Raw genomic sequence first — 22821 nt, forward strand, 5'->3', positions numbered from 1 at the left:
GATTATATGTAAGCGGCTAATTATATGATTTTTACGCATATATTGAAAGTTGAGATATAAGTAATATTTATGGATACCAAAGAAAAACGCAATTTGTTTTTATTGCATTTTCATAATATATTATATGTATTAAAGGAATATATACTATGCCTTTGTGTCTGCCCAGGTTTTCATAAATGAGTAAAAAGCCTGTACTGGCTTGGACTCAAGGGCGCTGTTACGGGTGTACATCCACGTATCACGAGTCATGATGTGACCATCAAGATCCTTTAAGGTTTCCTTAAATAGTTTAGGGTAATCGTTGCCACAGCTTTTGGTAAGGATGGTAAAACCAAGTCCTTGGTTGACGAGCTTCATACAGGTATCGATGTCGTTCACTTCGATGATGCGCATCGGTGGTTGTGAGTAGTGAGAATACCACCAATCATCTATAGTTTGCTGTAAATTCGGATCTGTTTGATAGTGAATATAGGGCAGACGAGGTAAATCCTCTACGGCACAAGGCGTTTTGTTGAAGAAGCAGAATGGTTCAGACCAGATATGTTCTTTCGACTCTGTCCAAGTGTGGGCACCGCGAATGATGGCAGCATGTAAGCGGCCTTCAAGGAAGTCATGGTATAGCTTATAGCTAAGTCCCGTATACATGATGATATCAATATGTGGATAAGCCTCTTTAAAGGTGGATAAGATATGGGGGATATGATACTTTGCGAATACATTTGAGCATCCTAGGTTTAATGTACCGCGTGGTTCACTACCCATAGCTAATAGCTCTTGGCGCACCGAAGTATAGGAATTGAGCAAATCTTCGGCGTATCGTACAAGGCGTTGACCTTGATAGGTAAACTCTACACCACGAGCTTGTCGGTTGATGATGGGACAGTTAAATTCCTTTTCTAATTTTTTTATCCGTTCACTCAATGCAGGTTGCGTCATAAATAGACGACGTGCCGCATAAGTAATATTATTTTCCTCTGCTAAGGTTTTTAAAATTGTACAATCTTTCGTGTCCATAAACTCTCCTTTATATATGTATTATTGTACTCTATCCCATAGAGTTGGTACAGACGAGGGGACGCTAGGGCTATACAGATTAGATATAACTAAAGACTAGGTACTAGTAAGAGTAATGGAACTTTCACCAATAAACATGGTGAAAATATAGTGTTTGTAAAGGTTTACACATGCCTGAAAGTAATAAAGGAGCAAGTCATGGTTGAGTTAATTTCAAATGGTGTATTTTTATATCACGGTACGGATATCGTTCCTGCGGATTCTAGTGCAGCCCTTGATCAGCAAGAAGTTTTTAATAAAGAGCGCGCCTATAAGGAAACGATGGCGTACCGTATTTTAATGGACCACCAACAACACGAAGGTGATCAAGATTTACGCATCAAATTCGATGCCTTAACATCTCACGATATTACCTATGTTGGTATTATTCAAACGGCTATTGCTAGTGGTCTAGATAAATTCCCAATCCCTTACATTTTGACAAACTGCCACAACAGTTTAGCCGCTGTAGGGGGCACAATTAACGAAGACGACCATGTATTTGGCTTATCTGCAGTACAACGCTTCGGCGGCGTCTATGTACCTCCTCATCTTGCAGTTATTCACCAATATATGCGTGAAACAATGGCAGGCTGTGGCAAAATGATTCTCGGTTCCGACAGTCATACTCGTTACGGTGCTCTTGGTACTATGGCGATTGGTGAGGGCGGTCCAGAGCTTGTAAAACAATTGCTTGGCCGTACGTATGATGTACAACGTCCAGAAGTTATCGCTATTTACCTCGATGGAAAACCTAAACACGGCGTAGGTCCACAAGACGTGGCACTCGCTATTGAAAAAGCTGTATTCGCAAACGGCTTTGTGAAAAATAAAGTAATGGAATTCGTAGGCCCTGGTATTGAACATTTATCCATGGACTTCCGTAACGGCATCGATGTAATGACTACAGAGACTACATGCCTTACAACTATTTGGAGAACAGATAGTACAACGAAAGAATTCTTGACACTTCATGGTCGCGGTGATGCGTACAAAGAGCTTAACCCTGGTGATGTAGCTTATTATGATGGCCTAGTAAAAGTTAATCTTAGGGAAGTGGAAAGTATGATTGCTATGCCATTCCATCCAAGCAATGTATATACAATTAAAGAAATCAACGAAGGTGGTCGCGATTTATTAGCAGAAATCGAACGTCAAGCGGTAGAGCAATTAGATAATAAATCCTTGTCTTTACAATTGCCTGAAAAACATTTTGACGGCAAATTGCATTTAGATCAAGGTATCATCGTAGGGTGCTCTGGTGGTTTATATGAAAACATTATGCAAGCGGCTAACATCGTACGCGGTAAGAGCGTAGGTTCCGGTCGTTTCGCATTTAGCGTTTATCCTTCTAGCCAACCAATTTACTTAGAACTTATGAAAAATGGTGCTCTTGTAGATCTTATGAGTGCTGGTGCCATCGTGCGTACAGCTTTCTGCGGGCCATGCTTTGGTGCAGGTGATACACCTAACAATACTGGACTCAGTGGTCGTCATGCGACACGAAACTTCCCGAATCGCGAAGGTTCTAAACCTGGTAACGGACAAATTTCTTCCGTTGCACTTCTCGACTCCCGTTCCGTAGCGGCTACTGCTATTAACGGTGGTGCATTAACTGCGGCTACTGATATCGATTATGATGATGTAGTACCAGCTTACCACTATGATGATAAACCTTATGAAAGCAAAGTATATAGCGGCTTCAATGAGCCTAAAAAAAATACTGAACTCATTTATGGACCATCCATTAAACCTTGGCCAGCTATTAAAGAATTGACCCCAAATGTATTGCTCAAAGTAGTTGCCTATATCGATGACCCTGTAACGACTACGGATGAGTTGATTCCATCTGGTGAAACATCTTCCTTCCGTTCAGATCCATATGCATTGTCTGAATTTGCCTTGAGCCGTAAGGTTCCTGAATATGTAGGTCGTGCTAAAACCGTTCGCGATTGGGAAAAATCTCGTCAAGAAGGTGAAAGTACAGTAGAGTTAGTCGCTGCATACGAAGAGGTTAAGCAAGCTCTTGGCTTGTCAGAATCTGTAGAAGATATGGCTAAGTCTACAGCTGTTTCCAGCATGGTATATGCTAATCGTCCGGGTGATGGCTCTGCTCGTGAGCAAGCAGCATCCTGTCAACGTGTATTGGGTGGCGGTGCTAATATCGCTATTGAATATGCTACAAAACGTTATCGCAGCAATGTAATTAACTGGGGCATGTTACCGTTCGTAACTAGCGAAGAAGACTCTAAAACTATGGTCGTAGGCGACTATGTATATGTGCCAAATGTGCGTGACCAATTATTCTCTGACTCCGATGATTACACAGCATATGTTATCAGTGGAGGTGCGAAGAAAGCAGAAATCACATTACATTTAGGGCACCTCAGCGATGAAGAAAAAGATATTATCGCAGCAGGGTGTCTCATCAACTACTATGCAAATTGCAAAGCGTAAGTGGTGAACATAAAGGAGTAAGTTATGAACGGGTATAAAGAAATTCCTGTTACTTATATGCGCGGCGGTACTAGTAAAGGGACGTATCTGTTAAAAGATACGCTTCCAACTGACCCAGCTGCTCGGGATCGTATGATTTTAGATTTATATGGCTCTCCCGATGCGCGTCAAATTAATGGTATCGGTGGTGCCGATCCATTGACGAGCAAGGTAGCTATCGTAAACCCTTCTGACCGCGATGATGCGGATATCGACTACGCCTTTGGTTATGTCGGTATCGCTGATGCGGTGGTAGATTACGAAGGTAATTGTGGCAATATTTCTGCTGGTGCAGGGGTATTTGCTATTATGGAAGGCTTTGTGAAAGCCGTAGAACCAGAAACAGTGGTTCGTATCTTTAACACAAATACAAATAAGGTTATCGAAGCTCACGTGCCAGTCCGAGATGGTAAACCTGTTATTGACGGTGATTTTGCTATCGATGGTGTACCTGGTACAGGTGCTCGTATTACATTATATTTCTTGGAACCTGGCGGTTCTAAGACAGGTAAGCTACTACCAACAGGCAATGTACAAGACACAATTACATTGGCTGATGGTCGCACAATCCAAGTCAGTCTCGTAGATGCAGCTAATCCAGCTGTATTTGTAAAGGCTACAGACTTTGGTTATGAAGGCACGGAATTACCGGCTTTCACAGAAACGGATGGCGGTGTATTACTCAATACACTTGAAGATATTCGCACTACTGCAGCTGTAATGATGGGACTTGCTCCATCTAAAGAGGCTGCTAGTCCTGCAGTTCCAAAGGTATGCATGGTGTCCGCACCACAAACCTACGTGGCAAGCGATGGTCGAACTATCAAGGGGAATAGTATAGACATCGTGGCGCGTACAAAGGCACTAGCTGTAATGCATAAAGCGTATGCTGTTACAGGTGGTATTTGTACAGCTACAGCAGCGCTTATTACGGGTACGGTGGCGAACGAAGTAGTGAGCGAACGTGCTAAAGAAACGAATCAAGTTACTTTAGCGCATCCATCAGGGAAATTTGATTTCGAAATATGCCTAACCAAAGATAAGGGTTGGCATGTGGAGAAGGCGGGCGTCGCTAGAACGGCGCGACCGATTATGAAAGGCATAGCTTATGTTAAAGGAGAGTAAGAATGAATAAGCTACTTAAAATTGCAATTATGTTTGCCATTCCTCTGGCAATGTGGTTCATTACACCGCCAGAAGGTTTGAGCGTTGGAGCTTGGCGACTGCTAGGTTTCTATTTAATGGCTATCGTTGGTCTTGTTGTTAAACCTTGGCCAGCACCAATTATCTTGTTATTATCTATTGCAGGTTCTGCAATTTTCTTGAATGCTACGAAAAACGTATTGTCTGGCTATGCATCTACCACAGTATGGTTAGTATTCTCTGCGTTCTCCCTCAGTGTGGCGTTCGTAAAAACAGGCCTTGGCCGTCGTATTGCGTACCTATTGATTAAATCCTTAGGTCACACTACATTGCGTCTTGGCTATGTAACTGCTTTATTAGATCTTATTATTTCCCCAGTAACACCTTCCAACACAGCACGTTGTGGCGGTATCGTGTTCCCAATCATGAACTCTGTAGCAAAAGCGTTAGGTTCTGAGCCTGGTGAAAGCGCTAAAAAAGCTGGTTCTTACCTCATGGTTAACACATACATGGTAACTAAGGTAACAAGCTTGATGTTCGCTACAGCAATGGCACCAAACTTATTGGCTGCTGACTACATGAACAAAATCCTCGGTGTAGATATTAACTGGGGCCTTTGGGCATTAGCACTCGTAGTACCAGGTCTTGTAATGCTTCTCATTACACCTGCTTTGGTATACTACTTAGACAAACCATCTATTCAACACATCGACTCTCATGCGATTGCTGATGAAGGTTTGAAAGAACTTGGACCTATGTCTGGTCGCGAGAAATCTCTTATTGCTATCTTTATTCTTGCCTTAGTTGGCTGGGCGTTGCCTTCCATCTTGACGCAAGGCTTTGGCATTAAATTCTCCCTTGATGCAACAGCAGTAGCTATCGTAGCCATGGTAGCAGCGCTTGTAACAGGCGTAATCAAATGGGAAGATATGCTTGAATCCAAAGGTGCTTGGAACACATTGATCTGGTTCGGTGGTATCATCGGTATGTCCAGTGCGTTGTCCAAGGTTAAATTCTTTGAATGGTTAGCTGACTTTATGGGGACACACTTCAACTTCGGCGACAACCCGATGCTGGCTCTTATTATCATCGGCGCTATCAGTATCGCTGTTCGTTACTTGTTCGCCTCTGGTAGTGCGTACGTTGTAGCCATGCTTCCAGTATTCCTTACTGTAGGTAAAGTAGCGGGTGTAAACCCAATGGCGTTGTCCTTGTTACTAGCTGCTACAAACTCCTACGGTGGTGCGTTGACTCACTACGGCGGTGCAGCGGCTCCAATCGTATTCGGTGCAGGTTACAACACAGTTAAGAGCTGGTGGATTATCGGCGGTATCTTCGCTATCATGTGCTTCATCGTAAACCTTACAGTGGGCTACGCATGGTGGGAAATCCTCGGTATCCTATAATACCTAACTAGAGACAATAGTTATTCTATACATATAGAATGATCATCCCCTAGCTAGTGAAATTTTCTAAACTTTTACAAAAAATATAATAAAAGAGCTGTTTCGGAATCAGTACACATCTGAGTTCTGAGAACAGCTCTTTTTATTTGTTTATATAGTTTCTTTAATGCATTTGCACTATTTTCGTTGTATTACGGCGTTACTTTAGTTTTAACGCAACCCATAGGGCAGCGCCGATAAAGGTAAGGCTACATGCCCAGAAAAGGGTTGTGAAGCCAAATTGAGCGGCTACAATGGAACCACCAAAGGAGCCTAGAAAGTAACCCATAGACAAACAAGACTGATTGTACGAGAATACTTGTCCCGTATATTCCTTAGGTGTTTTTGATGCTAAATAGGTATTGAGCGCAGGTAACATACCACCTAGCCCAAAACCTTGCAAGAAACGGATAAACCCAAGTACATACACAGAGTCCACATAGGCTTGCGGTATATTGAGTAGACCTACATAGATCATCGAGTAGATGAGCACCTTTCTAGGGCCTATACGGTCTACTAATTTCCCGAGTGGAGAGCTACTAAAGAATTGGGCGATACCCATGGCAGAGAACACAGCACCAGATATGAAGGCTATATTTTCCGTATTGCTTGGTAGCATTCCTTTAATGTAAACCGTCATAATGGGGGAGATGGCGGTAACCGAAATGGCATACAGGAAGGAGGTTGCAGATAAAGCGACTAAACTAGAAAACTCAGGTAAGTGAGTTTTTAGATTTCTAAAGGTTTGCTTCTCAACAAGTGGCTTTGGAACATAGTTTTCATGTACCAGCATTGCCGTCAAGCCAAAGGAGATAAGCATAAGGGCCCCGATGATAAAGAAGTCATTTCGAATACCTACTACATCACTGAGATACCCTCCTACAAGCGGACCGGCTAGTGAGCCTGCAAGGCTAAAGGATCCTATAATCCCTAGAGCCCAACCTGTATGGTTTTGCGGTGTTTCTGACGCGATAAGTGTTACCGATGCGGGGTAAAAACCGCTTACTAACCCTTGCAATGTACGAACGAGGAACACACCTTCTGGTGTAGTCTGAAAGCCCAATAATATACTACATATAGCCATACCAAGACTAGAGCGTATGAGGGTAATCTTACGTCCCTTACGGTCTGCTAATCGGCCCCAGAAGGGAGCTGCTAAGCAGACAATGAGGAAGGTGATGCCCATGGAGGCACCGGACCATTGTGCTATCGATCCTGTATCGCTTAAGCCCATTTCATGGAAGTATAGAGGGAGAATAGGGCTTACCTGACTAATCCCGAGGGACATGAAGAATATGCAGAATGCGCAAATGTACACCGTTCGTTTCCACGTTTCCAAAGTATCCCTCCTTTAGTCTTTCTTTTTAACTTCTTCCCAATCGCTTAAGTCCGGAAGTTTATTGCTTGCTATAGATTCTTGGATCCAGTAATTAATGGAGGTTAAGTTGCTAGATTCCCGTTTAAAGCCATATACGATGTCATCTTCTACGTCGTCTTCTATAGTGATATAGAGAGAAATATGTAAGTTTTTACCTTTTCCGCGCTCGATGAAGTAGCTAATACCCGGATCGTCGAGGTTAGATGGGCGAACCGCAATGATATCGTACTTGCCATTGGCTACGCCTTCTAAGGCATCCTTAATCATTTGATTGGAAAGTTCATATTGATTGAGGTAGAAGATATCGTTGTCACAAGTTAATACATATTCTCTAGGAGGCGTAGTATTTTTGTACTGTTTCTCCCAGCTTTCATCAATCACAGGCAATGTAGCATTATCATAGAAGTCTTTAATTAAAGCGAGACCTGCAGGAATGGACATTTCTTTAAAGTATCTTATTTCATATACCCTAGGATCCACGTTTTCATCTAGTTCGCTAGGCTCCTCAATGTAGCCGTATAGATAGATAGTACAAGAGTTTTTGTCTTCATTGTGGAACATAACGATACTGTACACATCGTAAATGATGTTTTCTATGGATTGACGATTATCATAGATGATAAAGCTGAGATATTTTTGTGTATCCCATTCCCGTTGAATGAAATTCCAGTCGTATTTATTCGTGCGCCAACCAGTAGTAGAATTCTCGAAGATTTCTAATACATCGACAGAGTTTTGCGGCCATGCAGGTGGCATAGGGTTACATGTTGTAGAAGATTGCGTTATCCCTTCTTTGTACTGATAATGTCCATCAACGAGTTCAAAGGCCTCTAATCGCTCAGAGGCTTCGTCAGGAATTGCCAACGGCTCACCAGTACCTAACCAATTATCGTTTCTTGTGTTGAGACGATTGATGCTTTCACGAGCATGCTCGTAGAACGTAACGGCTTGGTCTAAATCAGGTTCTTTTGTAATGGCACCAATTTCGTAGCAATAGCCGGCGGCCAGTTGCCATAGATGGTCCGCATAGTCATAACTACCGTATCTATCGAAACATTTGCTAGCCTGATTGACGCACTCTATGGCGGTTCTTATAGCAGGGGTATTACCTTTTTTGAAAGTAAATACATAAGCGAGATACGGCCAAATAGCATCGAGCGTGTAAATAGCTGGTTGTTGCAATAAGTGAGCGATGCGAGACCAGTCTTGAGACTGACCATCGATATTCAAGGTGCGAAGAATGATGGCTTGCATGGTAGCATAAGCGTGGTCGTTAAAGTCTAAATAATCTGGGCTTATAGCAGCACGCTCATAGTATTTGAGGGCCTTTTGAATATTCTGAGGAATTCTTTTGTTAGACTCACATGGTTTTGCATAGTACTCGGCAGCTTCACGCAAACACATGCCATTATTCATGGCCGCACCACGCTCAAAATATTCGAGAGCTCGTTCATGCTCCCCGCGAGACTTACAAATATCGCCTGCTAAATACATCATGAGTGGCAAACCTGCTTTGGCACCTTCAAAAATGACTTGTTCTTCCATTGCCCTATTATCTTGCTCTACATAGGTAATGCGCAAGTTTCGGTATGCAATAACAAGGCCTGCATCGGCAGATTTACGCAACCATTGTTGAGCAATAGCATTTATTTTATTGGTCGATCTACGTTGATCTGCTTGTACAAATAAGCTTTTTAAGAAACGGACAAAGGTAGATGGTTCACCTTCGTTAGCCACCTTTCGAGCCGATGGTAAGATGTGGTAATCCCCCCATTGGTATACATTGGCAATGGCGTAGGCACAGTAGGAACAACCCTTTTGGGCGCCCTCATAGACGCGCTGGAATGCTTGGTCCTTCGTCATAGGCAACTCTTTTTCAATAGTTGGTGTAAGGGCACCAGAGGTACGCATAGCTTGTAAAATAGCGATGGCACTGCCTTTGCGAATAGCCGTATGTAAATAACTATACGCCTTTGTGTCATCCTCAGGGAAGCCTGCTTCAATCCACGTGAACTGAGGTCCAGAATAGACGCGCGCCAAAATAGCGTACACATCGCCGATACCTGGAATCTTTTGACCTTCCTCGTCCAATTTCACAAGGGCATCAAGCTCAGCCTTGCCCGCCCAAGCAATATCTTTATTACATTGATGGAATATTTTATTGAAAGACTGCTGTATTTGATCAGTAAAATAAAAACTCATTCTCTCTCCTCCGCATAATAATCAGTAGAAGCTGACAACATATGTAATTTCAGTATACTATTAGTGTTTAGAGGAAAACAATATAAATTATCGATTGCTTGAGGAATAATATATTCAATTTTAATTATTTATATTAGAATAGATAGAAAACTGGGTGTGATATAACAATAAAAGGGATGAATATGAGAAATATAAATTTTGATATGATGATTGCAGCCTTAGTTATGTTGATTCTTAATTGTAGAGGGTATTATAAGTATGTTATGGGGAAACAACTTTCTGAGCAGGAAGCAGCTAGGAGAAAATATATGTTATTCCCTAATTTATATAAATGGGTCTGTATATGTAGTTCTTTATTGATTATTGTTGCATTTACTTATTATTGTATTGAAGGTTTAACGGAAATTTCGCTTAGATTTATGATAATTGCTGGCATTTCTTTTATTGTAAGTCGAATACTACAGATTGCTCAAAAAAAAGTATCTAAAGATTATAAGAATAGTCTTATTGTGATAGTATTTTTGAGCTTCATGTTACTATTATTTATCTATATGTTTTTGTATTGATTATGTTTACATAGCTTTAATTTGTAGATATCCTTCGGTATGAGAGAGAAGAGAGCTTTATTTTAATGTGGTTACATAATGAAATTTCACTATTTAAACAAAATATAGAAATGTTGAGAGTGAATCAAAGGATAGGCAGACTAGCATATTTGTGGGGTGTGCTTGGCTTAATGGTTAGTAAATTTTTATCCTATCTTATATTTGGTTTATTGGTAGTGCTTATTCAAGGTCGTTCACTGCAAGATAGTCAGTATTTGTCTTATATTTATTTTGGATGTCTACAGATTATACATGTAATTGCAACTATTTTTATCCTCAAACGTAGACTAAATGACTGTGGTTCATCCTTGTGGTATATGATCTTAGTACCCATAGCATACCTAAGTTTGTGGGTGTATTGGGGGATGAGTTTCAGTTGGGAATCTATATCTGAAACCTTTATCAATGCAGGCTTTTATTGGGAAGGATTTTTCTGGCAGTATTTTATCTTGGCTTGTTTTGCGTTGCCTCTTAGTGTGCCTGATTTTAATAAGTATGGCTTAGATGAAGGGCGGGATAGCTATAATAACTATATTATTGCCTACGATAGAAGCTCCACCGTTAGTGAAGATAAAGATATTGGTACATTCGACTATGTGTGTGGTTGTATATGGGATGTTTTATTTGCTAAGCCATTCGATATTAAAGGAAGAGCTTCCGTATCAGCTTTTTGGGTTGGTCTTGTAGGATCTCGTCTTTTCATGGATGTCATTATGTATATGGCTATATCCGTAGTATCGTTAATTGTTCAGGTTGGTATACCTCTTTATATACCACAGTGGGGCTTTATGTATATCCTGATATGGCCAGCTTTAGCAATGATTACATTAGGCATACGTAGACTTCATGATTCTCTATTAAGCGGGTTGTGGATTATTGGACTTTTTGTTCCGTATATTAATATTTTTGTTAGTTATTATCTTTTGTTTAAAAAATCTTGGCGTATTGAAAGTTAAGATTTTCCTTGACTTTCATTCTATAGAAACATTATAATCAGATTATAATTTTATACTCGCCTAAAGAAACCGATGAGGTGGAGATAAAAATAGGAAATGCACTCACAGAGAGCGGGATTAGCTGAGAACCCGTAGTACGCAGCTTATTAAATGGACCACCGAGGGCGCATGGAACAGAATGAACTTTCATTCCTAGTATGGTGCGACGTCACACGAGCGTTAGTCGTGAGGGATATGTTAGTATCCTGCGAAAGGGGAATGCACTGCATTCAAACAAGGTGGTACCGCGATTTATAGCACATACAATCATATTGTAATAATAGAACTATAAACTCGTCCTTGACGTTATATTGTCATGGGCGAGTTTTTTTATTGGCAAATGCCAGATGGAGGTTCTCATGATTTTCCCTAGTCTTGACCGTGTGAAAGCTATCGCACCGGGCTACGATATCGTGCCTGTATATATGGAAATTTTATCCGACGTACGCACACCGATTAGCGTGTTGAAAGCGTTAAAACAAGTGAGCAGTCATACGTACTTGCTTGAAAGTGCGGATAATAGTAATCATTGGGGCCGTTATTCCTTCTTGGGCTACGATCCTAAGATTGAGCTATTCTGTAAAAATCATAAAATGACCATCAAAGACGGTACTACACGTACCTTTGAGTGCTCTGATCCAGCCGCAGAGATTCGTAATATTTTGAGCCAATATAAAAGCCCTCGCTTAGAAGAGTTACCAACTTTTACAGGTGGCTTTGTAGGGTACTTCGCATGTGAATATATTCGTTACATCGAGCCAACATTGGATTTCCCAACGCCAGATGATGACTCTGCGATGGTAAACGATGTAGACCTTATGCTCTTTGATAAGGTTATCGCTTTTGATCACTATAAAAATAAAATTTACTTAATCGCTAACATCAGCACAAATGATTTAGAACGCAACTACAACAAGGCTGAGCTTGAATTGAAAACTCTTGCTGATCTCGTTGTAAACGGCAAAGAGGCGGATGTGCCAAAAGGCATCCTTAAAACAGAGTTTACCTCTGAGTTTACAAAGGATGAGTTTGAAGCAGTTGTTAAAAAGACGCAGCACTATATCAAGGAAGGGGATATCTTCCAATGTGTTGTATCTAACCGACGCGAAGCTGAATTCGAAGGCAGCTTGTTAAATGCATACCGCGTATTGCGTACTTTGAATCCATCTCCATATATGTTCTACCTATCTGGTGGCGATGTAGAGCTCACAGGGGCATCTCCAGAGACATTGGTGAAACTGACAGACGGCAAAATGTACACCTTCCCAATTGCAGGCACTATGCGCCGTGGCAAAAATGAAGCAGAGGACCTTGCGATTGAAGAAAAACTTATCAATGACGAAAAAGAATTGGCTGAACATAATATGCTTGTTGACCTTGGTCGTAACGATTTAGGTAAAATTTCTAAATTTGGTTCCGTAAAAGTAGAGGCGTTACATATGTTGCAACGTTTCTCCCATGTAATTCACATTACATCTACTGTAAGCGGTGACATGCAAGACGGCAAAGATGCACTCGATGCAATCGGTGCTACACTGCCAGCAGGCACCTTGTCTGGGGCGCCTAAGATTCGTGCTATAGAAATTTTACACGAACTTGAAAAAAGTCCGCGCGGTGTATACGGAGGTGCCGTAGGTTACATCGACTTCTCTGGTAACATGGACGTATGTATCGGCATCCGCATGGCTATGAATAAAGGCGGTAAGGTTTATGTTCGCGCTGGCGCAGGCATCGTTCGAGATAGCGTTCCTGAAAGCGAGTTTAATGAAACCTTGATCAAAGGCCAATCCATGATTTCCGCAATTACAGATGCACAGGAGGTAGAATAATGGTACTCCTTATAGATAATTACGATAGCTTTTCCTTTAATCTATATCAATTAGTAGGCTCTATCGATCCAGATATTAAAGTCATCCGCAGCGATGAATTAACAGTTGAAGAAATCCGTGCTTTGAAACCAGACTATGTGATACTTTCACCAGGACCTGGCAGACCAGCTGATGTGGGTGTATACGAAGAGCTATTGCGTGAATGCAAAGGGGAATTCCCAATCCTCGGCGTATGCCTCGGACACCAAGCCATCGGCGAAGTATTCGGCGGCACCGTTTCTTACGCTAAACAAGTAATGCACGGCAAACAAAGCGTAGCCAAACAAGTACACCCATCCAAAATCCTCAAGGGCTTGCCTGAACAATTTGAAGTCGCTCGATACCACTCCTTGGCGATTATCGACGAAACCATGCCAAGCGAACTCATCGTCACATCCATTACAGACGACGGCGAAGTAATGAGCGTAGAACACAAAGACTACCCGATATATGGAGTGCAATTCCATCCGGAATCCATCATGACACCGAACGGGGAACAAATGATTCGCAATTTCTTAGAAAAATAACCACTGTTTTGTATTCGAGGAGCTATTATTAGTTACTAGTACGGTAAGGCAGAAATAAGGTCTCTCGGAACTCCGATGGCCACCCACCCCACTACGTGGGGCCGCCAAGTCGCTCCTTAAGACCTTATTTCCTGCCAACTCAACTTTGGTAGTACCTACTTAATAGCCCCTCTACAATACATATTGTGAACTGTAGTTATATTTTTTTTAAGAAATCTGCGAATCAGAACTCCTAATATAGGAAAAGGTGGTGCAAAGCACCACCATTCCCACCACCTTATAAAGAAATGACCTGTGCGTTACTTTATATAATGCGCAGGATCATTTGAGAGATATTGAATTGTTGTTCATTTTATTGCGATTGGGACGGTGAGTAGGGCATATAAAAGATTAAATGTCCTAGTGTTTATGTGAGTTCACGGGGTTCTAGGCCCGACTTTGGCCCTGCGAAGGCCACAGGCCGCAGTCAGACCCGGCCAGTGGAGGGCATAGGTCCACGTGAATCACATGTAGCATTAACGCTGGTATATGCCCTATTATCGTTGAACCGAAGTAAAATGAACAACAAGTAAGGAGATATAAATGATTAAAGACGCATTATATGCAGTAACGCATGGTCAGGATTTATCTTACGACCTTGCTAAAGATACAATGAATAAAATTATGAGCGGTGAGGTAGCCGAGGTTCCTATGGCTGGTTTCTTATGCGCATTGGCAGCAAAGGGCCCTACTGTAGATGAGGTTACGGCGTTCGCTGAGGTTATGCGCGAGAAGGCTGGCTCCGTGCCTCATAACGGCACTGTTGTGGAAATTGTAGGTACTGGTGGTGACGAGGCTAATACGTTCAACATTTCCACTACGTCTGGGTTCATTATTTCTGCAGCAGGCATTCCTGTAGCAAAGCATGGTAACCGCAGTGTATCTAGTAAATGTGGTGCTGCAGACTTGATCGAAGCGTTGGGCGCTAAATTAGAGCTTAATGGTGAACAAAACGAGGCAGTGCTTAACAAAGCCAATATGTGCTTCATGTTTGCGCCTGTATATCATCAAGCTATGAAATATGCAGGCCCTGTACGTAAGGCATTGGGCGTGCGTACTGTGTTTAACATCCTTGGACCTTTGGCAAATCCAGCCGGTGCTACGGTTGAGTTGATGGGTGTTTACGACAAATCCTTAGTAGAACCGTTGGCTCGCGTATTGGCTAATCTTGGCGTTAAACGCGGTGCTGTGGTACACGGCTTTGACGGCCTTGATGAGATTACGGCTACCAATAAAACGTACGTATGCGAAATTAATAATGGTACTTTCACAAGCTACGAATTCGATCCTAAGGAATATGGTTTCGAATACGCTGATAAAACTGAGCTTGAAGGTGGCGATGCTACGGTGAACGCTGAGATTACTCGCCGCGTTCTCGGTGGTGAGCAAGGCGGTAAACGCACTGCGGTTGTTCTTAACGCGGGCATGGCGATTTACCTAGCAAAAGACGGCATTACATTGGCAGAGGGCATCGAAGAGGCGAAACATATAATCGATTCTGGTAAGGCGCTTGCGACAATGGAACAGTTTGTGAAAGCAACCCAAGAGGTATGACCATTGATTTTAGATAAGATTATAGAGGCTACCAAAATTCGGGTAGCCCAAGAAAAACAGGTGGAGTCTCCTGAGGCTGTGAAAGCAGCGGCTTTAGCGTTACCATCTGATACAGGATTTCCTTTTGAAGCAGCCCTTCGTCAGCAAGACTTCAACTTTATTTGCGAAGTAAAGAAGGCATCTCCATCTAAGGGAATCATTGCTGAGGACTTCCCATATTTAGACATCGCTAAAGAATATGAGGTTGCTGGTGCAGCGGCTATCTCTGTATTGACGGAGCCAGACTTCTTTAAAGGCGATAAAAAATATTTGCAAGAGATTGCAAGCACCGTAAAAATTCCCGTGCTTCGCAAGGACTTTATCATCGATGAATACCAAATCTACCAAGCGAAGGTTTGGGGCGCTAGTGCCATCTTATTAATCTGTGCATGCCTCGATGTGCCAACATTAACAAAGTTCCGTGAGCTAGCTGATTCGCTTGGATTGTCCTCTTTGGTAGAGGCTCATGATGAGCACGAAGTACAAATGGCCATCGATTGCGGTGCGCGTATTATCGGCGTTAACAACCGCAATTTGAAAGACTTTACTGTAGATGTACAAAACAGTGTACGCTTGCGGAATCTCGTTCAAGACGATGTGATCTTCGTATCTGAAAGCGGCCTTGAAACACCAGAGGATATTCAAGTGTTGCGGGATAACAATATCGGCGTAGCCTTGATGGGTGAAACCTTTATGCGTTCTCCTAACAAGGTGGAGAAATTAGCATATCTCTATGGTCCAACCTACTACACACCAAAGGTTAAGATGTGCGGTATCTCCAAAGTGGAAACAATCCCTGCTGTAGTAGAAGCAAAACCAGACTACATGGGCCTTGTATTTGCATCAAGTAAACGACAAGTCACTGTAGACCAAGCTAAAACATTGGTTGAAGAACTACATAAGCAATATGGAAATCTATATAGTCGAGACGAAGTACAATGCAGTAATGATGTAGTACAAGATGGAGCAGTAATTGGTGCTGTGCAAGAAGGAACAGCAACTGGTGATGCGCATGAAGGGATACTGACTAGTACAGAAAATGCAAGTCCGACGCTTATACATCAAGAAGCTATTAAAACTGTCGGCGTTTTCGTCAATGAAACGCTAGAAAATCTCGTTACGATTGCTACAGACGCCAATCTTGATGCGGTGCAACTGCACGGCGACGAAGATGAGGCTTTCATCAAGGCTCTCAAAGAGAAAACAGATGTAGAGGTGTGGAAGGCTGTTCAAATCCGTAGCTCTACAGATGCTGAGGCGTGGATCGATAGCAGTGCCGATATGTTGCTGTTTGATGCATACCATAAAGATGAGCGGGGCGGTACGGGCGAAGTGTTCGACTGGTCTTGCTTAGATGAGTTTGAACGTCCGTTCATGCTCGCTGGTGGTATCGATAGCACCAATGTGGCGCACGCTATTCGCACGGTTCGCCCTTATGGCATCGATATTAGCAGCGGCATCGAAACAGATGGTGTGAAGGACGATGAGAAAATTAAAGCTTTCACCAACATTGTGAGAACAATAGCAATGCCATAATATGGCGTGCTAGTAGGAATGGTATATAGAAAGGTAAGTTATATGAGTGAACAAAGACATGGCTATTTTGGCTCCTTTGGTGGCCAATTTATGCCAGAAACATTGATGAATGCAGTCATCGAATTAGAAGAGGCGTACAACAAGTACAAAGATGATCCTGATTTCGTACACGAACTTGAGGATTTACATAAAAAATATACAGGTCGTCCATCCCTTTTATACTATGCAGATCGCATGACAAAGGACCTTGGAGGTGCCAAAATCTATTTAAAACGTGAGGACTTAAATCATACTGGTTCTCACAAGTTGAATAACGTAATCGGCCAAATGTTATTGGCAAAACGGATGGGCAAAACTCGTGTTATTGCTGAAACCGGCGCAGGTCAACACGGTGTGGCAACGGCTACTATCGCTGCGTTGATGGGCATGGAATGCGAAGTATACATGGGTGCAGAGGACTGTGAACGTCAAGCACTTAACGTATATCGTATGGAATTGCTAGGAGCTAAGGTACATCCTGTAACAACAGGTACTAGTACATTGAAAGATGCGGTTTCCGAAGCGTTGCGCGAATGGACAAACCGCATGTCCGATACGCATTACGTACTGGGATCCGTTATGGGTGCTCATCCATTCCCTATGATTGTACGCGATTTCCAATCCATTATCAGCCGTGAAGCGCGTGAGCAAATCCTCGAAGCAGAAGGAAAATTACCAACAGCTGTTATGGCTTGTGTAGGTGGCGGCTCTAATGCGATGGGCATGTTCTATCACTTCATTCCAGATGAAAGTGTTCGTCTCATCGGTTGTGAAGCGGCAGGTCGTGGCATCGATACAGAAGAACATGCGGCGACAATCGCAAAGGGTTCCGTTGGTATTTTCCACGGCATGAAATCGTACTTCTGCCAAGACGAAGATGGACAAATCGCTCCAGTATACTCTATCTCTGCAGGCCTCGATTACCCTGGTATCGGCCCTGAACATGCGTACTTGCACGATAGCGGTCGTGCTGAATACGTGCCTGTTACAGATGACGAAGCAGTCGATGCCTTTGAATACTTATCTCGCTTGGAAGGTATTATTCCAGCCATTGAAAGTGCTCATGCGGTGGCACATGCACGTAAAATTGCTCCTACTATGAGCAAGGACGACATCATTATTATTTGTTTATCCGGTCGTGGCGACAAAGACGTGGCGGCTATGGCGAAATACAGAGGGGTGGATCTTCATGAGTAAAATTAAAGACGCTTTCACAAAGGGCAAGGCATTCATCCCGTTCATTAGCGCTGGTGACCACGGTATTGAGAATACAGAACGTTATATTCGTATTATGGTGAAAGCCGGTGCGGACATGGTAGAAATTGGTATTCCCTTCTCTGACCCAACAGCGGAAGGCCCAGTTATTCAAGAGGCAAGCACGCGTGCGCTTTCTACAGGTGTAAAAATCAACGATATCTTCGATATGGTGCGTCGTTTGCGTACAGGTGAAGAGGCAGTAACAGTGCCACTCGTGTTCATGACCTATTTGAATCCTATTTACGTATTCGGTCGTGAAAAATTCTTTACCCTCTGTGAAGAGGTAGGAATCTCTGGTGTTATCGTGCCAGATATGCCATTTGAAGAAAAAGGCGAGCTCGCTAGTGTGGCTCATAAGCATGGTGTTGAAGTGGTATCCTTAATTGCACCAACATCTGAAAATCGCATCGAAATGATTGCTAAAGATGCAGAAGGCTTTGTATACTGTGTATCTTCCCTTGGCGTTACAGGCATGCGCAGTGAAATCAAGACGGATATTAAATCCATTGTTGAAACGATTCGCAAATATACGGATATTCCTGTAGCTGTTGGTTTCGGTATTTCTAAGCCAGAACAAGCAGAAGCTATGGCGCGCGTATCCGATGGAGCCATCGTAGGTTCTGCTATCGTTAAAATCGTAGCAGAACATGGCGAACATGCGGACCAAGCGTTGTTTGATTACGTACAATCCATGAAACAAGCTGTTCTAAAGGCTGGCGCATAATATAATAACTCATATAGGCTTGGGAAAATTTATATAGGGGATAACACAAAAGGACGTTATACAATGTATAACGTCCTTTTCATTGGTTGGTTAATTTAGTTTTGTGTTTATAGGGCTAGTAATATGTATTATGCGCAAGGCTTAGTCATTAGAGGATTCAGAACGTTGATGTTGTTCACTGCGTTTTGCTGTTACATTTTTATCATGCTTTTCACGTTCAGATATTCTATGCTTTCTGTGCTTTTTCTTTTTATCATTTACTTTGTACCATGGATGAGCGCTGCTATCTACTGTGCCATCATCATTTTTTACCATGCGATGATTTTCACCGATTTTGAAGTGGTAATCTTTGGCTTGGGCTACATTGGCACCAATACCAACTGTTAAGAAGGCACCTAAGCTAGCTAAAGCTACTGCTTTCATTAATTTAGCTTTCATAATTATCTCCTGTATAATTGATTGTACGAATTTTAGTTGTAAGAAATATATCTGTAGTATAGGCATATTTCATGAACAAAAAATGAATCAACTAAGTTGATAAATCATAGTATAATAGGAATATCTATATATATTTATTATCTAAGATTATGGTAGGAGTTTTATGAAACAGAGAGTATACGAAATCCTCTATCGTGAGCTAGTGGAAAACTATGCAAACAGTAAAGGACGTACAAATACAGCCGATTTTTGGCTTACCATAAGTGCTATATCCTTTGTATATGGCTTAATTATATGTATTACAGGTCTTGCAACCTACATACCGTACGGATTTCTTTATGCTGTCTCTATCGGTGGCGGCGTATTAGTTGTATTGTCCATCCTGTTATGCTTGCCGAAGATTATGCTAATGGCAAGACGGCTACGAGACTCTAATAATGATCCAATGTTGATGATTTTACTATTGGTTCCTTTTTTAGGCTGGCTTGCATTATTGTATCTATTCTGTAAGCGCACATCGCCTATATCTAATGAATCAGAGGAAAAACGTTCCGTATCGGGCCTCTTTATTGTGGCCATATTAGTATTAGGATGCCTAGCCACTAGTGCAGGTAGTACAATGATTAATCATAATTTTATGGTAGAAGAGACTGCTTATGGCAATTTGGAACCTAGTTCGTTAACGAAACAAGCAAATCGTCTTTTACAAAGTGAAACGGCTACAACAGAGGGGCGTACTGTGGTAAGTAATTATTATGAAGCCCTCAATAAAAAGGATTATCGTGGTGCATATCGTTATTTGAGCGCTCGTGCTATGGAGCGATATGGTACCTTTGAACTATGGGAGCAAGCCATGACTAAGGACGAGGTTCCTAAGGTGAAAGCGATACAGCTTAACTATGTTTCTCAAGACCAAGATGATGATATTGTTGTAAACTATATGGGCTTTACCGTTACCTTTGAAGATAATCTAGAGCCTCTATTAGTTCGTTTGCATAATGAAGGCAAAGGCTGGGGCATTGTTGCTATTGAAGCCGCGGAGGAGGATTAGGTTATGTCAACCATAAATATATATGATTTGAACTATACTGATGCCTTCAAATTAGGCATTAGAAATTATGCTAATTTTAACGGCCGTGTTAGCCGTAGTGAATATTGGCGATTCGTGGCAGGTGTTACACTGATACAAGGATTACTTGGGATTTTAGCTTTACTTTGTAGTACCTTGGGCTTTCCTAATTATGAAACACTTATTGATAATGTTGCTGTAGGGGTATCTCTTTTCTTTATAATTCCCAATATAGCTATCACAGCGCGGCGTATGCATGATATTGGCCGGAGTGGTTGGACGCAGCTAATCTCATTTATTCCTGTTATAGGCTTCTTTATATTCCTCGTTTACGAATTGCGTCGTGGCGATGAAAGAGAGAATTCCTATGGTGAAAGAACCGGCTATACACCTATTACTCCTGAGGTTAGCAAGGCTACAGGACTAGAAGAAACTCCATCCCGTCGTCAAGATTGGGCGATGGGGATTGCCATCTTTATTATCCAATCTATTATTATTGCTGATATCATTAGAGAGATATTATGGTATGGAATTAATGGGAATGGATACATGTAATAATCACCTGTATTTATTAACAATCTCATTATTTTATTTTATAAAAGTTTAACATCTCCTTTATAGACAATATAACACTTTATAGTAAAATGAATTTCAGATGAATTTAAAAACTTAGATATTAATAAATAAAGAATATCTTAGTTGTTATATGTGTTAAGTACAGCAGGACATCGTAATCTTTGCTGATTTCTGTTTGTAGCTAGAAGGAGTTTATTATGAAATCTTGTCCCTATTGTGGACATGCAGTGTTGAAAACAGATTGTTACTGCCCAGAGTGTGGGCATGTTAGTAGACCACAAATCTCGTTAGATAAATACAATCTAGGCTTGATTGAAAATTTTAAACAATGTTTGGTTTATAAATATGCTGATTTTGATGGTCGTGCAAGTCGTAGTGAATATTGGCATTTCTTGTTAGTCTATCAATTGTTGTTTGTGGCCATTCTATTTACTTGTGCTTTTTTGAGCTATATTAGCCCACTATCTAGCGTAGTAGGCGTAGGTTTTGGTTTGGTCATCCTTGTCCTTTTGTCCGTGATTATGGTTATTCCTGGCGTGGCTGTTTCAGTGCGACGTCTACACGATCAAGGCCGCTCAGGGGGACTCGTATTTATTGGATTCATCCCTGTAATAGGGACCATTATCCTGTTGATCCTTATGGCTCTGCCTGGTGAAAGCCAACCAAATCGCTTTGGTCCCCCTAACGGTCAAGTAGTTGTAACAAAACAAATGGCCCGTGAATTAGGTCTTATTGATACTACGCCATCTATGGGACTAACTGCAGGACTATTCTGCGCTATCTTTGTACTCTGGTTCTTGGTAGATAAACTACTTATGACCAGTGCGATGTAGTTTATGATGTATCCTATAATGAAATATAAAGCATAAGTTATTCCCAAAACATATAGACATTCATTTTCAAAATCGTCAACAGTAATGATATAATATTTTCAAGAAGAATTTATTTGTTATTTCTAGAGGAGAGAAGATTATGACTGATTTGTCTATCAAAAATCTTTCGTATGTAGATAATTTTAAACATACGATTATGGGTAATTATGCTAATTTCAAAGGTCGTGCAAGCCGCAGTGAATATTGGCGTTTCTATGGTATCACAATTGTTATTGCTGGTATCTTCAATGTATTGAGTGCTCTTGTAATGGATACTGCGCTAGCAAGTGTTGTAGGTCTTATTTCCATAGTATATAATCTTGCAATTCTATTGCCTTCCATTGGTCTTGTTGCACGTCGTTTACATGACATTGGTAAAAGTGGTTGGATGCTTTTGATTAGCTTGATTCCATTTGGTATTATCTATGTTATTTATCTACTCGCTCAAAAGGGTGATGAAGGTGATAACCAATATGGATCTCCAATGAGCTATGAAGTAATTACTGCTGAAGAAGCTGCTCGCACTGGTCTTAAAGAAACTCCAACTGACGACATGGATCGTAAATTCATGTACGTGTGCATTGCAATTATTATTCTTGAATTAATTCTCATGAGTGCCATCTAATAATTGTATATACAATAAAGCCTACGTAAGTAGGCTTTTTCTTTTGCTTAATAGGGGATGTAGGTTCTGTTAAATTTAGAAATGAAATATTTGACAATTTCCCCGTTTGAGTCCTATAATTATCTATTATATGAATATTGCGTTGAAAAAGACGGCATGTCTCAGACGGATTTTGTAGAGACCAAACTCATGGGCTGAAAGGTTTGGAAATCTAGAGATTTGCGGATCACTTTGGAGCAAGCGGCAACGCCGCCGGTGAACACCGTTATATGTTTAAGTGGCTTTCACAATATGAGAGATGAGTTGCGTCTTATGTGTTACAATCATGTGCTAGCATGGTG

At 41.6% G+C, this 22821-nt stretch carries 19 protein-coding genes; 15 read left to right on the forward strand and 4 right to left on the reverse strand.

From position 1 onward, the window contains the following. Positions 1-144: 144 nt before the first annotated feature. A complete protein-coding gene (locus E7B10_RS06135) occupies positions 145-1014 on the reverse strand; it encodes a LysR family transcriptional regulator (RefSeq protein ID WP_316055543.1) in 870 nt (289 codons plus the stop codon). A 198-nt stretch (positions 1015-1212) separates the two neighbouring features. On the opposite strand from E7B10_RS06135, the gene E7B10_RS06140 reads away from it, so the two are divergent. Genes E7B10_RS06140 through E7B10_RS06150 form a run of 3 tightly spaced genes read left to right on the forward strand, consistent with a single transcriptional unit; the run spans position 1213 to position 6098 of the window. Continuing rightward, positions 1213-3510: a hydratase gene (locus E7B10_RS06140; protein WP_287510532.1), complete on the forward strand. Its 2298-nt coding sequence runs from the start codon at positions 1213-1215 to the stop codon at positions 3508-3510. Between the two features lie 24 nt (positions 3511-3534). Next, positions 3535-4674, forward strand: coding sequence for a PrpF domain-containing protein (locus E7B10_RS06145; RefSeq protein ID WP_316055544.1), 1140 nt, complete (start codon positions 3535-3537; stop codon positions 4672-4674). Positions 4675-4676: 2 nt separating this feature from the next. Beyond that, on the forward strand, positions 4677-6098 hold the full coding sequence (locus tag E7B10_RS06150; RefSeq protein WP_008603176.1) for an anion permease: 1422 nt from the start codon (positions 4677-4679) through the stop codon (positions 6096-6098). Positions 6099-6297: 199 nt separating this feature from the next. On the opposite strand, the gene E7B10_RS06155 is transcribed toward E7B10_RS06150, so the two are convergent. Next, positions 6298-7476 (reverse strand): MFS transporter, encoded by a 1179-nt coding sequence (locus E7B10_RS06155; RefSeq protein WP_008603175.1) that lies wholly within the window; start codon positions 7474-7476, stop codon positions 6298-6300. Positions 7477-7488: 12 nt separating this feature from the next. Beyond that, on the reverse strand, positions 7489-9717 hold the full coding sequence (locus E7B10_RS06160; RefSeq protein WP_287510529.1) for a sel1 repeat family protein: 2229 nt from the start codon (positions 9715-9717) through the stop codon (positions 7489-7491). Between the two features lie 182 nt (positions 9718-9899). Between E7B10_RS06160 and E7B10_RS06165 the strand changes: the two genes are divergently transcribed. The 8 genes from E7B10_RS06165 (at position 9900) to trpA (ending at position 18900) form a co-directional block, all read left to right on the forward strand. Continuing rightward, positions 9900-10283: a hypothetical protein gene (locus tag E7B10_RS06165; RefSeq protein WP_024062140.1), complete on the forward strand. Its 384-nt coding sequence runs from the start codon at positions 9900-9902 to the stop codon at positions 10281-10283. A gap of 65 nt (positions 10284-10348) precedes the next feature. Continuing rightward, positions 10349-11278: a DUF805 domain-containing protein gene (locus E7B10_RS06170; RefSeq protein WP_287510528.1), complete on the forward strand. Its 930-nt coding sequence runs from the start codon at positions 10349-10351 to the stop codon at positions 11276-11278. A 398-nt stretch (positions 11279-11676) separates the two neighbouring features. Further along, positions 11677-13146 carry an anthranilate synthase component I family protein gene (locus tag E7B10_RS06175; protein ID WP_287507125.1) on the forward strand — a complete coding sequence of 490 codons (1470 nt, stop codon included), beginning with the start codon at positions 11677-11679 and terminating at the stop codon, positions 13144-13146. Further along, positions 13146-13712, forward strand: coding sequence for an aminodeoxychorismate/anthranilate synthase component II (locus tag E7B10_RS06180; protein WP_316055545.1), 567 nt, complete (start codon positions 13146-13148; stop codon positions 13710-13712). Before E7B10_RS06175 ends, E7B10_RS06180 begins: the two co-directional genes overlap by 1 nt. Positions 13713-14294: 582 nt before the next feature. After that, positions 14295-15305: an anthranilate phosphoribosyltransferase gene (trpD, locus tag E7B10_RS06185; protein WP_287510527.1), complete on the forward strand. Its 1011-nt coding sequence runs from the start codon at positions 14295-14297 to the stop codon at positions 15303-15305. Between the two features lie 3 nt (positions 15306-15308). After that, positions 15309-16880, forward strand: coding sequence for an indole-3-glycerol phosphate synthase TrpC (gene trpC, locus E7B10_RS06190; RefSeq protein ID WP_123138365.1), 1572 nt, complete (start codon positions 15309-15311; stop codon positions 16878-16880). A 42-nt stretch (positions 16881-16922) separates the two neighbouring features. Next, positions 16923-18116 carry a tryptophan synthase subunit beta gene (gene trpB, locus E7B10_RS06195; protein WP_077707980.1) on the forward strand — a complete coding sequence of 398 codons (1194 nt, stop codon included), beginning with the start codon at positions 16923-16925 and terminating at the stop codon, positions 18114-18116. Continuing rightward, complete coding sequence (gene trpA / locus E7B10_RS06200; RefSeq protein WP_077707981.1) at positions 18109-18900, forward strand: tryptophan synthase subunit alpha; 792 nt, start codon at positions 18109-18111, stop codon at positions 18898-18900. Before trpB ends, trpA begins: the two co-directional genes overlap by 8 nt. 141 nt (positions 18901-19041) lie before the next feature. On the opposite strand, the gene E7B10_RS06205 is transcribed toward trpA, so the two are convergent. Then, positions 19042-19338: a hypothetical protein gene (locus E7B10_RS06205; RefSeq protein ID WP_316055546.1), complete on the reverse strand. Its 297-nt coding sequence runs from the start codon at positions 19336-19338 to the stop codon at positions 19042-19044. 163 nt (positions 19339-19501) lie between these two features. Here E7B10_RS06205 and E7B10_RS06210 point away from each other — a divergent pair, with 163 nt between their 5' ends. The 4 genes from E7B10_RS06210 (at position 19502) to E7B10_RS06225 (ending at position 22480) form a co-directional block, all read left to right on the forward strand. Continuing rightward, the gene (locus E7B10_RS06210; RefSeq protein WP_287517351.1) at positions 19502-20389 is read left to right on the forward strand and encodes a DUF805 domain-containing protein; all 888 of its coding nucleotides are present in this window, start codon (positions 19502-19504) and stop codon (positions 20387-20389) included. Positions 20390-20392: 3 nt separating this feature from the next. Then, the gene (locus tag E7B10_RS06215) at positions 20393-20962 is read left to right on the forward strand and encodes a DUF805 domain-containing protein (RefSeq protein WP_004697872.1); all 570 of its coding nucleotides are present in this window, start codon (positions 20393-20395) and stop codon (positions 20960-20962) included. A 218-nt stretch (positions 20963-21180) separates the two neighbouring features. After that, positions 21181-21816 (forward strand): DUF805 domain-containing protein, encoded by a 636-nt coding sequence (locus E7B10_RS06220; RefSeq protein WP_004697807.1) that lies wholly within the window; start codon positions 21181-21183, stop codon positions 21814-21816. Positions 21817-21955: 139 nt separating this feature from the next. Then, positions 21956-22480, forward strand: a complete 525-nt coding sequence (locus tag E7B10_RS06225) for a DUF805 domain-containing protein (RefSeq protein WP_287513043.1) — start codon at positions 21956-21958, stop codon at positions 22478-22480. Positions 22481-22821: the final 341 nt, after the last annotated feature.

The sequence above is a fragment of the Veillonella sp. genome, from assembly GCF_032470285.1.
Taxonomy (GTDB): Bacteria; Bacillota; Negativicutes; order Veillonellales; family Veillonellaceae; genus Veillonella.

What these genes read in the sequence shown, in the direction of transcription:
- E7B10_RS06225 (WP_287513043.1), top strand. Translation starts at nt 21,956, where the DNA reads ATGACTGATTTGTCTATCAAAAATCTTTCGTATGTAGATAATTTTAAA.
- E7B10_RS06180 (WP_316055545.1), top strand. Translation starts at nt 13,146, where the DNA reads ATGGTACTCCTTATAGATAATTACGATAGCTTTTCCTTTAATCTATAT.
- E7B10_RS06205 (WP_316055546.1), bottom strand. Translation starts at nt 19,338, where the DNA reads ATGAAAGCTAAATTAATGAAAGCAGTAGCTTTAGCTAGCTTAGGTGCC.
- E7B10_RS06175 (WP_287507125.1), top strand. Translation starts at nt 11,677, where the DNA reads ATGATTTTCCCTAGTCTTGACCGTGTGAAAGCTATCGCACCGGGCTAC.
- trpB (WP_077707980.1), top strand. Translation starts at nt 16,923, where the DNA reads ATGAGTGAACAAAGACATGGCTATTTTGGCTCCTTTGGTGGCCAATTT.
- E7B10_RS06150 (WP_008603176.1), top strand. Translation starts at nt 4,677, where the DNA reads ATGAATAAGCTACTTAAAATTGCAATTATGTTTGCCATTCCTCTGGCA.
- E7B10_RS06135 (WP_316055543.1), bottom strand. Translation starts at nt 1,014, where the DNA reads ATGGACACGAAAGATTGTACAATTTTAAAAACCTTAGCAGAGGAAAAT.
- trpA (WP_077707981.1), top strand. Translation starts at nt 18,109, where the DNA reads ATGAGTAAAATTAAAGACGCTTTCACAAAGGGCAAGGCATTCATCCCG.
- E7B10_RS06210 (WP_287517351.1), top strand. Translation starts at nt 19,502, where the DNA reads ATGAAACAGAGAGTATACGAAATCCTCTATCGTGAGCTAGTGGAAAAC.
- E7B10_RS06145 (WP_316055544.1), top strand. Translation starts at nt 3,535, where the DNA reads ATGAACGGGTATAAAGAAATTCCTGTTACTTATATGCGCGGCGGTACT.
- E7B10_RS06140 (WP_287510532.1), top strand. Translation starts at nt 1,213, where the DNA reads ATGGTTGAGTTAATTTCAAATGGTGTATTTTTATATCACGGTACGGAT.
- E7B10_RS06220 (WP_004697807.1), top strand. Translation starts at nt 21,181, where the DNA reads ATGAAATCTTGTCCCTATTGTGGACATGCAGTGTTGAAAACAGATTGT.
- trpD (WP_287510527.1), top strand. Translation starts at nt 14,295, where the DNA reads ATGATTAAAGACGCATTATATGCAGTAACGCATGGTCAGGATTTATCT.
- E7B10_RS06160 (WP_287510529.1), bottom strand. Translation starts at nt 9,717, where the DNA reads ATGAGTTTTTATTTTACTGATCAAATACAGCAGTCTTTCAATAAAATA.
- E7B10_RS06215 (WP_004697872.1), top strand. Translation starts at nt 20,393, where the DNA reads ATGTCAACCATAAATATATATGATTTGAACTATACTGATGCCTTCAAA.
- E7B10_RS06170 (WP_287510528.1), top strand. Translation starts at nt 10,349, where the DNA reads ATGTGGTTACATAATGAAATTTCACTATTTAAACAAAATATAGAAATG.
- E7B10_RS06165 (WP_024062140.1), top strand. Translation starts at nt 9,900, where the DNA reads ATGAGAAATATAAATTTTGATATGATGATTGCAGCCTTAGTTATGTTG.